A 12438-nucleotide genomic window follows, 5' to 3' on the forward strand; every position below is an offset into this window, starting at 1 on the left:
TTTATTCGATTACTCGCTTCTATAGTTTTGACCAAGTATGACGTGAGATTTGTTGCTCGGAGGCAAAAGTGCAAAAAGTATCATCAGAATCTATTTTTAACCGCTGGGTACTTATTACGTTATTGGTGACTATAGCTGTTGTTTTTGTTGTTGTTTACAAAGTACGTGAAGACAATAAAGTACAGATTAATCAAGCGACTTTAGATGCATCGAATATTCTTCAACAAGAAGTACAGACTCGTATTCAGCTTTATCAATACGGCTTGCGAGGAGCCAGAGGGGCAATACTAACCACTGGTGAGGATTTGATTACGCGTAAAATTTTCACTTTATACAGCTTAAGCCGTGATGTTGATTTGGAGTTTCCTGGAGCCAGGGGATTTGGCTTTATTCGCCGCATACCCCCATCTGAAGAAAGTGCTTTTGTTGATCGAGCGCGTAAAGACGGCTGGCCGGAGTTTTCTGTTAAGGCATTGAACCCTAATTTTAATGAACGATACGTTATTCAATATATTGAGCCCGTCGATCGAAATCGTCAGGCGGTTGGTTTGGATATTGCCTCTGAAAGAAATCGGCGAGAAGCCGCTGCTTCTGCTTTGTATTCAGGAGAAGTTCGTTTAACTGGCCCAATAACCTTGGTGCAAGCTACAGGAAAGCCTCAACAATCCTTTCTTATTCTTATGCCCATTTATCATGGTGGTAGTACGCCTTTGACTCAAGCAGAGCGCATACAAAAGGGGTTCGGTTGGAGTTATGCACCTCTGCTAATGGAAGAGGTATTGAGGGGGCTGCCAGTAGATGTTGAAAGGCTTCATTATGAACTTTGGGATATCACTGATTTGGACGAGCCTGTTCAGTTCTACGATAGCGGTGTATCTGGCGTGGCTGGTTATGAACAGGTACAAACGAGCGTAGTTTATGGACGTGAGTGGCGTAGTATTCTTAAAGTTACTCCTACCTTTATTGCGTCATTGCGTTTACCCAACCCGTTAGAGTTTTTGTTGATTGGCTTATTAATCAGTTTCTTGCTCACTGTTGTTGTTGCGTTTATGCGTCTTTACATCATACGTAATCGTGAGGTGATAGCGCAGCAGTCTAGAATTTCTGCCGTGGTTGAAAGCTCCGCAGATGGCATCATTAGCACCAATTTGGATGGCTTTATCGTTAGTTGGAATAGCGGTGCAGAACGTATTTTAGGCTTTTCAAAAGAAGAAGCGATAGACAAAAGTGTGGTGGACTTACTCGTTCCTTATGACCTTCGTGGTGAAGAACAAAAGGCTATGATGAAGCTGAAAAAGAGAAAAGAGTCTCAATCTATCGAAACTCGAAGAATTACGAAATCAGGCATTGAAATTCCTGTTTCTTTGACTTTGTCACCCATATTAGACATTGATAAAAATGTGATGGGTGTTTCAAAAAGCATACGGGATATTTCAGAGCGCAAAAAAGCGGAAGCTAAGATCTTTGAGTTGAATAGCAGTTTGGAGCATGAGGTAAAGGTTAGAACGGCAGAGCTGCGTGAGTTGAATTTTTTGCTGAACGATGTACTAAGTGCTTCATCCGAAGTTTCTATTATCGCGACAGATTTGAATGGTGTAATTAAGTTATTTAATAAAGGGGCTGAGCGCATGCTTGGCTACTCGGCTGATGAGGTCGTTGGTAAAGTGACGCCTGTCGGCTTTCATGACGAAATTGAAATCGATAAACAGCGTATTGAAATATTTGATTCTACAGGTGAAACGGTTTCTAACTCCCTAGGTGTACTTATTCACCGAGCCTTACAAGGAGAATTTGAAAGTAAAGAATGGACTTATATACATAAAGACGACAGTAATCGCCCTGTGTCTTTGGTTGTCACACTAATGAAGGATGGTGAGAACAACATTGTTGGGTATCTAATGATGGCGATGGACATCACAGAGCAAAAAAGCAATCAACAGGCATTGATTTATGCCAGAGATCAGCTGCTAATGGCAGCGGAAGTGGCACAGTTAGGTATTTGGAGCTGGGACATAGTTGACGATACATTAGAATGGAATGACCTAATGTTCGATATATATCAATATCCATTATCTAAGAAAAAAGATGGCGTTGTCTATGAGGACTGGGGAAGCCGATTGCACCCAGAAGACAGAGAAATGGCAGTCGAAGCTTTAAAAAGAGCGGTTGATGGAACTGGTTATTATGACATTGTGTTTCGGATTATATTACCTGATGACAGGGTACGCTATATTTCTGCCAGCGCTTCTTTACAGGAAAACCCTGAGGGCAAGAAAACGATTATGATGGGAATCAATCGTGATATCACGGAAGAGCGGGAATTAGAGAGCTGGTTACGTAAAGCTAAAGAAGAGGCTATTGCGGCTAATACCGCTAAATCGAACTTTCTGGCCAATATGAGCCACGAAATACGCACACCTATGAACGCAATTTTGGGTATGCTACACCTTGTCAAACGTACTTCTTTGACGAGTCAGCAAGATGATTATGTTTCTAAAGCACAAATCTCAGCGAAATCATTATTGGGGTTGATCAATGACGTTTTGGATTTCTCTAAAGTCGATGCGGGTAAGTTAGAACTCGAGAAAGCGCCGTTTGAAGTGGAAGCCTTGTTATGTGAGTTATCGACTGTTTTATCTGGAAGTTCGTCAGGTAAAAATGTTGAATTGATTTTTGATATTGATAAAGACATCCCTGCTTTTCTTGTCGGTGATAAATTACGCTTCTTGCAAATCCTAATTAACCTGGTTAGCAATGCTGTGAAGTTTACTTTAGAGGGCAGCGTGGTGTTGAAAATTCAGCAACAACCGGCTGAATCAGGTGTAGCTCGGCTAACGGTGTCTGTGCTGGATACCGGTATTGGCATAGCAAAAGACAAAATAGATTCGATTTTTGATGTATTTTCCCAAGCGGAATCTTCCACTGCACGCCGCTTTGGCGGTTCAGGATTAGGCTTGGTTATTTCTCGTCGCTTTGTCGAATTAATGGGTGGTGCTTTATGTGTAGAGAGCGAATTAGGTAAGGGCAGTCGCTTCTATTTTACGGTTGATTTACCTGTTTCTGATATTAAGCCAGAATTGCCTTCTAACAATATATCAAATCAGCCTTTACGCATTTTAATAGTTGATGAAAATGTTGCGGCGCAAGCAATTTTCACACGCATGGCATTTGGTCTTGGTTGGACTAGTGAAAAAACGGATTCGATGCAGGGTGCTGTTGTTCTGTTGCAAGAGTCGCTTGTCGCTGGAGATAAATATGATGTCATTTTACTAGACACGAAAATATCAGACTTTATGGGGCAAGAAAGTATTAAACAGGTAAACTCAATCTTTCCTGACCTCGAAGATGTGCCAAAAGTCATTTTATTATCTAGCATAATGAATGATCAATCAGATAACGAACTTGATTTTGTTTCTGGGTATTTATTAAAACCTGCGACACTGAGTCAATTGTCAGAAACCGTTTACCAATCTCTTTCAAATGATACATCCTCGGCATCGAATCGTCTTAGTAATAACTATACTGGCAATAATTTAATTGGCGTAAAAATACTATTAGTTGAAGATAATGCTTTTAATAGACAAGTAGCCACAGAGTTATTAGCCGTTGAAGGCGCCATTGTTTCTGTAGAAGAGGGAGGAATAGAAGGTGTTGCAACAGTTCTCAATCAAAATGTAGGGACCTTTGATCTTGTTTTGATGGATATGCAAATGCCCGATGTTGATGGTTTAGAAGCGACGAAGCAAATACGCAAAGATTCGAGGTTCGCATCACTTCCTATTATTGCTATGACAGCCAATGTATCGGAGTCAGATCGCCAAGCCTGCCTTAAAGCGGGAATGAATGACCATATTGGTAAACCTCTAGATATAGATAAAATGGTTGCCTGTATTCTCAAACATACTAAAAGACCGAATTCGGTCGTGGCTTCGGAAAGCATTGAAGGCTCTTTAACTGAGAAAAATCCCCCTGTAGTAGAACTTAGCGATTACGAAGATATTGAATCTATTTTGGGTCGATTTGGTGGCAGTGTAGAGCTTTATAACAGTGTTATTGAAGGCTTTACCCAAGAGTCAGAAGATTTGTTGGAAAAAATAGCTGAAAGCGTTGAAACGAGAGATCGAGTAGCGACCGCAGAGAATCTTCATACTTTAAAAGGGGCTTCTTTAACAATGGGATTACAGCGCTTTGCTAGCCTGGTTTCTATATCCGAAAAAACGCTAAAAACTACTGAAGATAATGAGCTAGTACAAGCATGCTTATCATCTATTGATGTCAAAGAGTTACGGGCGCAGTTACAAGAAGAGATGACTAATATTTTACAAAAAATTAAGGAATAACGTGAATTGTTGGTGATTTGATCTAAGCTATTTCAATAGATTGATTATTCCACCGAGCTTAATCTTGATAACGCTGGTCTATTGATGAGCAGATTCTAGGAGAGATGAATGTTTAATAGTGACTTAAAGAGTGAACTTAAGGTTATAAAGGAGGAATTGCATTCTCTTTATCAAATAAAAGACAGCTTAGGTCAAGAAATGCTGGTTATTACTTTGGATACCGATGGATTGGTGAAGTCAGTTAATAATAAATTTATCACAGAGCTTGGTTTTTCAAAAGAAGCAATCATTGGACGAAAGTTATCTGATTTAGTGCCTATTTGTTCACGTAAAACAGAGCATTACAAGGCATTCCTGAATGCTATAAAAGAAGTTAAACATTGGGCTGGGGCTCTGGAAATTGAAAAAGAAGATGGCTCTGAATCATGGTTAAGAGCAATTTTTCAACCCATTTTACATGGTGAAACAGGCGAACTAAAAGAATACTCTCTTTATTGTAATAACTTAACACGGACTATTACTAGCTCCCGTGAAGACGAGAATATTATAGCTGCATTGCAACGATCTACTGCGGTAATTGAGTTTGATATGAGTGGGCACATATTAGATGCAAATGAGCTGTTTTTGCGTGGCATGGGTTATAAAATTGATCAAATAAAAGGCCAACATCATAGGATGTTTTGTACTGCTGAAGAGTCTGGTTCTAATGGCTATGCGGAGTTTTGGGCGCGCTTAAATAAAGGTGAATTTGTTGCGGATCGCTTTCAACGCATTGACAGTCTAGGCAATATAGTCTGGCTAGAAGCGTCATATAACCCAATTTCTGATGTGCATGGACGGTTTTACAAAGTAATCAAGTTTGCTACCTTGATCACTGAATTGGTGAATCGTGAATTGGCAGTATCGGAAGCGGCAGATATTGCTTATTCCACTTCACAGCAAACAGACTCTAGTGCTAAGAAAGGCAACCAAGTAGTCAGTGAAACCGTTACCGTGATGCGCCAATTATCTGAGCAGATGGAAGAAGCTGCGCAAGGGATTTCAGAATTGGATACACAGTCGCAATTAGTCGGCTCCATTATTGAGAGTATTCGAGGGATCGCGGATCAGACGAACTTATTAGCTTTAAATGCAGCAATTGAGGCTGCCAGAGCAGGTGAGCAAGGGCGAGGCTTCGCGGTTGTTGCTGATGAAGTTAGACAGTTAGCATCACGTACTAGCTCTGCGACAGAAGAAATTGTTGGTGTGGTTGGAAAGAACCAAGTGCTTGCCGAAAAAGCCGTAGACTTGATTAATAAAGGTAAAGAACAGGCGCAAAAAGGACTGGCGTTATCTAATGAAGCGGGCGAAGTGATCGTCGAAATTCAAGATGGCGCTAAGCGTGTTGTAGATGCGGTAGGTCAGTTTAGCAATAAGCTTTGATTATTGCTTACTGTTTAAAAATCAGTAAGGGCCAACCTCGTCGGTTGGCCCTTTTTAATTACTTGGATAGAGTGTCTAGTGTTTTTAATAGCCAATTTAATTCATTGTCGCCATCAAGACGTGCCGCCATCTCTTGTTCATGTTCCATGACTCGTTGACTTATTTTAAGGAAAAACGCTTCCCCATGCTTTGTCATAAAAAGAGCATAGGATCGACGGTCATTAATGGCAGGCCTACGTTCAAGAATGTCCATTTTTTCGAGCTTGTCGACTGCTGCCACCATAGCGGAGCGATCATTGCCTAACGCCTGAGCAACGGCTGTTTGGGTCAGTCCGGGATTACGTTCAACAATGGCGATAATCGCAAACAAGCCTGGACTGATGCCAAGGTCTGAACAGACTTCAGAGAATTTAGTAAAGAAATTCATTTGGGCGCGGCGTAAGCGGTAACCAACCAAGTTATTGAGAATACCAAAGTCTACGGATTGGTCTGTTTTTTTTGTGTCGTTAGCCATGAGTGTCTCAGTTCTTAATCGGATAAGCAGGTATTGTAATATAAAAACCAGTTTGGTGTGAGCATAAACTGTTGGAGGGTATATCGAAAAGGCGTAGTTGCAATTTGCACCTACGCCTTTTTATTATCCTATTAAGTGAACTAGCCCAAGGGTAATACTAGGGAAAAGTATAAGTAATGCGACCCTAATAAAGTCAGAGATAAGGAAAGGAATAACGCCTTTGAAGCACTCTTTGAGCTTTAGGGCATCATCGAACGATTTTATAATAAACACGTTCATGCCTACCGGTGGTGTGATTAGCCCCACCTCAACAACGATCAAAGCTAGTATGCCAAACCAAAGCCCTAAATCTGCTTGCGGTATGCCAAAGTCCATCGCCATTATCATTGGGAAGTAAATTGGAATTGTCAGTAAGATCATAGCCAAACTGTCTAAAAAACAGCCCATGACCAAATAGGTAAGCAGCATGCAAACCAATATAGTGTATGGCGATAAACCTGAGTTTTGTATTAGCTCAACACCCAAATCTGGCAATCTAGACAATGCGATAAAGACGCTAAAAAGGTCTGCTCCTAACACAATGAAAAAGATCATCGCGGAGGATACTGCTGTCCGTATTAAGCAAACCAATAGGCCATCCATACGCATTTTGCCATGAGTCAGGGCAAGAATAGCGGTTAAAATGACACCGACGGAAGCGGCTTCTGTTGGAGTGAAGATCCCCATGTAGATACCGCCTAGCACAATCAAGAAAATAGTCGTGATATGCCAAACATCTTTGGTGGATTTGATTTTCTGGGCAAATGTTGTTTTTTCGCCACGAGGACCTGCGTTAGGATAAATTCGTACATAAATTGCAATAGCAAGTATGTAACCCCCAGCGGCTAAAAAGCCTGGCACAAAGGCAGCAATAAACATTTTCGAGATATTTTGTTCAGTAAGTACAGCGAAAATGATCAGCACCATAGAAGGTGGAATCAATATTCCCAGTGTTCCGCCAGCTGCCAACGCACCAGCCGCTAAGCTGCCTGAATATTTAAGGCGCTTCATTTCAGGTAAAGCCACTTTACCCATAGTTGAAGCGGTTGCCAAAGAGGAGCCACAAATAGCACCAAAGGCGGCACAGCCAGCAATCGCAGCCATGGCGATACCGCCACGCTGGCGACCAATCCAAGTATTACAAGTCCGAAAAAGCTCTGCGGTAATGCCTGATCGTGTCGCTAACTCCCCCATTAATAAAAATAGTGGGACAACTGAGAGATCGTAAGTGGAAAATTTCGCAACTGGTGCAGTACCTAGGTATTCTAAAAGAGCAGGTACACCACCAATAAGAGAGTAACCAACAGCACCACAAACTAGCATAGTTAAGGCGATAGGAATACGAACACTCATCAGAACTAGCAGTACAGCCATCATAAAAAAGGCCAGTTCTATATTACTCATGATTACCTCCACACAAGGTGGTAGACAGCTTATAAAGACCGCATAGGCCACAAAGTATCATCGATATAACGCCCACAATAAATGTCCACCAAGTAGGCAATTCAAGAAGCATACTTTGCTCTAAATATTCCTTTGCTTCTAAGCCGCTCAGGCTCATGCGATAGGCAAAAACAAAGGCCACTATGGTGAAAACCACATCACTGAATGTATCTAAAAAACGTAAAGTGCTTGGCTTGCAGTTTGCGGTAAAGAGATCGACGATGACATGACCTTTGCGTAAATAGCATTCAGGTAAAAATAGAAATACGGCCATGGCAAGGCCCATTTCGGTAATTTCATAATCGCCTACTATTGATTGCCCTATGGTTGATCTACCAATAATACTGGCGACGGTTGTCGTCGCCAGTATTAACATGATAAAACCACCCGCTAGCGCAAATAGTGTCGATAAACGACCTAGATAAGATCGGTGTATATCTGCATTAAATTTGATCATGCTAACTTATCCGATTCGCTGGCTTATAAGTCTTCGTATTTTTTGATAAGAGCTCTCGTTTTATCAAGAAGACGTTGCCCTTCGTAGCCATCGTCATTCATGTCTTCAACCCATTTATCGACTACAGGCGCCATGGCATCTTCCCAGCGCTGATGTTCTGCACCTTCGATATAATCAAAAGTATTGCCACGTTCTACTGCAAACTTACGTGCAAACACTTCATAAGTATCAAATCGCTCACCAATGTGGCCTGCTAATGCTACGCCTGAATTGTTATCGATAATTTTCTGTAGGTCAGCGGGCATGCTGTTATATACCTTTTTATTCATCGTAAAGGCAAAGGTATTTGAATATAAGCCTTTGCCTTTAAATTCAGTATGGTGTCCAACTAGTTCATGAATTTTCATCGGTAGAACCACTTCATATGGCAATACAGCTACGTCAATTACACCTTTAGAAAGCGCGCTTGGCATTTCTGGGACAGGTAAAAAGACGGTATTAACACCAATTGCATCGAATGCTTCAGACATGTATTTATTTGGAGCACGAACTTTTAAGCCTTCTAAGTCTTCTATACTTTTGACTCTTTTATCACGGGAATGAAGTGAGCCGGGAGTGTGTGTATGAAGAGCCAACAGATGAACATCTTTTAGTTCATCTTGCATTTCAGTTTCAGCATATTCCTGTAAAGCCATACTAGTCGCTTTAGCAGAGCCTGGGATAAATGGCAGTTCAAAAGACGTCATTTTCGGGAAACGCCCTGGGGTATAACCTGCAACAGTCCAAGAGATATCGACGATGCCTTTACGTGTTTGGTCAAAAAGTTGGGCTGGCTTACCGCCTAATTGCATAGCGGGGTAAATGTCAATTTTAATGCGACCATTGGATTCCTCTTCTACTTTTTTCGCCCAAGGAGCCAAAAAATTACTGTGTGCATTTGAAGCAGGAGGAAGCATATGGTGCAGTTTTAGCGTGTATTCAGCATCGGCGGCTAGAGCGTTGATAGACATCATAGAGCTCATCATAAACGCTAGGCTTGTCAGTTTGATTTTTTTCATTTTGTTCACCTTATATTTGTTTTTGTTATGCAGTGCTTTTAACTATCAGATGACTTGATCAGGATGCTCCATCATTCTCGCTGATCTGCTGTCGTTTATCGCTTTCTTGGTATCTTCACTCAAGAATAAACTAGTTTTGACATAAATAGTTGTGCTTTTCAACAATCCCACTTATAGAATTTTCACTCAAGGTATTCAAAAAAAGTAACGCCAATACAAAGTGTTTGTAATAAAAATAGTTGTGGTGTACAACATTAATTATTCTTGGCTAAGTAATATCAACAAAATAAAGCCCAACTTACTAAATAATTATAAAAGACATGTGAGGGTAAAAAATGAGCAAGGTTATTTCCCTAGCGCAAGCTGCTGACTTAATTCCAGATGGTGCCAACGTCGCTTGGTCTACCGTAGGAATGTCCTATTTTGCAGAAGCGATCGCCAAAGCTGTTGAGCAGCGGTTTGAAAAAACAGGTCATCCACAGCAATTAACGCTTATTCATGACTGTGGTTGTGGTGATGGTAGAGATGCAGGCATGTCACATATGGCGCATCCAAATTTGGTGAAGCGTTTGATTTCTGGTCACACAGGTCAAGCACCAAAGATGGCGCAGATGATTACTGATAATGCCATTGAGGCGTACTTGCTTCCTCAAGGTGTATTAACCACCATGTGGCGCCAGATTGCTGGAAATAAGCCAGGTGTGATTACAAAAGTAGGTATGGGGACCTACGTTGATCCTTTGATTAGTGGTGGTAAAGTGACATCTATAACCACTGAAGATCTAGTGAAACGCATCGATATTGAAGACGAAGAGTGGCTGCTTTATAAAAAATTCCCATTAGATGTGGTGGTTATCCGTGCCACTACGGCCGATGAAAATGGCAACTTGTCTGTAGAAGAAGAAGCCATGTTGGCGGAAATTTTGCCAATGGCGCAGGCAGCGAAAAACAGCGGTGGTATCGTTATTGCGCAAGTGAAATACATTGCTGAACGTCATTCTATCCACCCTAAAGAAGTCAAAGTGCCAGGCGTTTTAGTTGATTACGTTACTGTTGCTCCAGCTGAAGATCACAAACAAACCATCACCACAACCTACAACCCAGGTTTAGCCGGTAACTCACGTGTACCGTTAAACGCTTTGCCACCTATGCCGTTCAGCGACCGAAAAGTGATTGCTCGCCGTGCTGCTATGGAGCTGAAAGCTAATGTCATGGTGAACCTTGGTATCGGTATGCCAGACGGGGTAGCTGCGATTGCGGCAGAAGAAAAAGTCTCTCATTTATTCACCCTAACAACCGAGCTTGGTACTTACGGCGGTATTCCTGCGTCTGGCGGTGATTTTGGCACGGCATGGAATGCGGACGCGATTATAGAACATGAAGCTCAGTTCGATTTTTATGACGGCGGCGGTTTGGATATTGCTTTCTTAGGACTGGCTCAAGCGGATAAAAATGGCAATTTAAACGTCAGTAAGTTTGGTCCTAAAGTGGTTGGGCCTGGTGGTTTTATTAATATTTCCCAGAGCGCTAAGAAAGTGGTGTTCTGCGGCACATTGGTGAATGGCGCTAAGCTTGGCTTTGAAAATGGCAAGATGAAAGTGTTGGAAGAAGGTAAGGTGCAGAAGTTTGTTGAAGCCGTTGATCACATTACTTTCAGTGGGTCTGTTGCGAGAGAAAACCATCAACCTGTCGTGTTTGTCACTGAGCGTTGTGTGTTGGAGCTGCGCCAAGAAGGCATGGTTCTAACCGAAATTGCACCGGGACTAGATCTAGAAAAAGACGTGTTAAGTGTGATGGCGTTCCGTCCAATCATCGCTGATGACCTTAAAAATATGCCAGCAGAAATCTTTGCTGAGCAGTGGGGCGGTTTGGGCGACATCATGGCTGCGGCTAACCAAGAGTAAAAATAACAAGAATAAATAAGCGAGGACACTTTATGTCTATCAAGAATGTAGAAATTCCTTACGGCGCTTACTGGAGTACGCCGTTTACCAAATGGCAAGGTTCATTGCAGCATCTGCACTCGATGAAATTTGCAGCTCATGTCGCAAAGTCCGAATTGGCGAAACGTAATATCGATCCAAAGGTATTCGATTCAGGCGTATTGGGCATGACGGTTAATCAGTATCAATCTTTTAACGGCGCACCTTGGCCTTTGTATGATATTGGTGCGGTAAACACAGCAGGTCATGCGGTTAACCAAGTTTGTGCGACCAGTGCTCGTGGTTTGTTTGCTGCTGCGTCGGAAATCGTCTGTGGCATGGCGAATATCTCTCTCTTGATGACGGCAGATCGCTGTTCAAATGGCCCGCATATTTATTATCCAAATGCGAAAGGTCCAGCCGGTGCATCGGAAGACCAAGTAACTTATAACATGATGAACGATTGTGTTGGCGGCCATTCGATGATGCAAACGGGTGAAAACGTTGCTAAGCGTTTTGACATCACTCGTGAAGAATTGGATTTAGTCACTTACCGTCGTTATGAACAATATCAATATGCTTTGAAAGATGATCAAGCTTTTCAAAAGCGTTATATGACGCTGCCTTTGTCTGTGCCAACGGCTAACTTCAAAAAAGAAGACACGGTAATTACTGGCGATGAAGGGGTTTTCCCAACGACGCTGGAGGGCTTGCAAAAGCTGAAACCGATTCAAGAAGGTGGTGTGATCACCTTTGGTAACCAAACGCATCCTGCTGATGGTAATGCCTCTGCGATTCTTTGTCGTTCAGAAGAGGTGGCGTCTTTAACTTCTCGCCCAGAAATTAAGATCGAAGTGCTTGGTTTTGGCCAAGCCCGAGATGATCTTGCTTACATGCCAGCGGCACCAATAGAAGCGGCGAAACGTGCTCTAGCTGTAGCGGGGGTCGATATTAAACAAGTGAAAGCGATTAAAACACACAATCCATTTGCGGTTAATGATGTGGCTTTTGCAAAAGCTATGAACATTGATGTGATGACCATGAACAATTACGGCTGCTCGTTAATTTGGGGTCACCCACAAGGACCAACGGGTATGCGTGCCATTATTGAGCTTATTGAAGAGTTGGTTATCAATGGCGGCGGTTATGGTTTGTTCACTGGTTGTGCTGCTGGAGACACTGGCATGGCCGTGGTGATTAAGGTTTCTGACCGATAAAAACGGCATGACTACTGCGCTCGCCA

General features: G+C 42.2%; 8 protein-coding genes. 4 read left to right on the forward strand and 4 right to left on the reverse strand.

The window, feature by feature from the left end; translation table 11 throughout:
• Positions 1-68: 68 nt before the first annotated feature.
• Entirely contained in the window at positions 69-4340 is a 4272-nt protein-coding gene (locus DFP77_RS08670) for a PAS domain-containing hybrid sensor histidine kinase/response regulator (protein WP_114411893.1), read from the forward strand.
• Between the two features lie 108 nt (positions 4341-4448).
• Entirely contained in the window at positions 4449-5762 is a 1314-nt protein-coding gene (locus DFP77_RS08675) for a methyl-accepting chemotaxis protein (protein WP_114411894.1), read from the forward strand.
• A gap of 58 nt (positions 5763-5820) precedes the next feature.
• Here the strand turns inward: DFP77_RS08675 and DFP77_RS08680 are convergent, their stop codons facing one another.
• The 4 genes from DFP77_RS08680 to DFP77_RS08695 all read right to left on the reverse strand — a co-directional run bounded on the left by DFP77_RS08680 (position 5821) and on the right by DFP77_RS08695 (position 9273).
• A complete protein-coding gene (locus DFP77_RS08680; protein WP_114411895.1) occupies positions 5821-6276 on the reverse strand; it encodes a MarR family winged helix-turn-helix transcriptional regulator in 456 nt (151 codons plus the stop codon).
• 123 nt (positions 6277-6399) lie between these two features.
• Positions 6400-7719, reverse strand: a complete 1320-nt coding sequence (locus DFP77_RS08685) for a TRAP transporter large permease (RefSeq protein WP_114411896.1) — start codon at positions 7717-7719, stop codon at positions 6400-6402.
• On the reverse strand, positions 7712-8215 hold the full coding sequence (locus DFP77_RS08690; protein ID WP_114411897.1) for a TRAP transporter small permease: 504 nt from the start codon (positions 8213-8215) through the stop codon (positions 7712-7714). Before DFP77_RS08690 ends, DFP77_RS08685 begins: the two co-directional genes overlap by 8 nt.
• Before the next feature lie 23 nt (positions 8216-8238).
• Complete coding sequence (locus DFP77_RS08695; RefSeq protein ID WP_114411898.1) at positions 8239-9273, reverse strand: TRAP transporter substrate-binding protein; 1035 nt, start codon at positions 9271-9273, stop codon at positions 8239-8241.
• 335 nt (positions 9274-9608) lie between these two features.
• On the opposite strand from DFP77_RS08695, the gene DFP77_RS08700 reads away from it, so the two are divergent.
• Both DFP77_RS08700 and DFP77_RS08705 read left to right on the forward strand, forming a co-directional pair.
• Positions 9609-11177 carry an acyl CoA:acetate/3-ketoacid CoA transferase gene (locus tag DFP77_RS08700; RefSeq protein WP_114411899.1) on the forward strand — a complete coding sequence of 523 codons (1569 nt, stop codon included), beginning with the start codon at positions 9609-9611 and terminating at the stop codon, positions 11175-11177.
• A 32-nt stretch (positions 11178-11209) separates the two neighbouring features.
• Complete coding sequence (locus DFP77_RS08705; protein ID WP_114411900.1) at positions 11210-12412, forward strand: thiolase family protein; 1203 nt, start codon at positions 11210-11212, stop codon at positions 12410-12412.
• The last annotated feature ends 26 nt before the right edge of the window (positions 12413-12438 follow it).

The organism is Marinomonas foliarum (assembly GCF_003337275.1).
Classification (GTDB): Bacteria; Pseudomonadota; Gammaproteobacteria; order Pseudomonadales; family Marinomonadaceae; genus Marinomonas; species Marinomonas foliarum.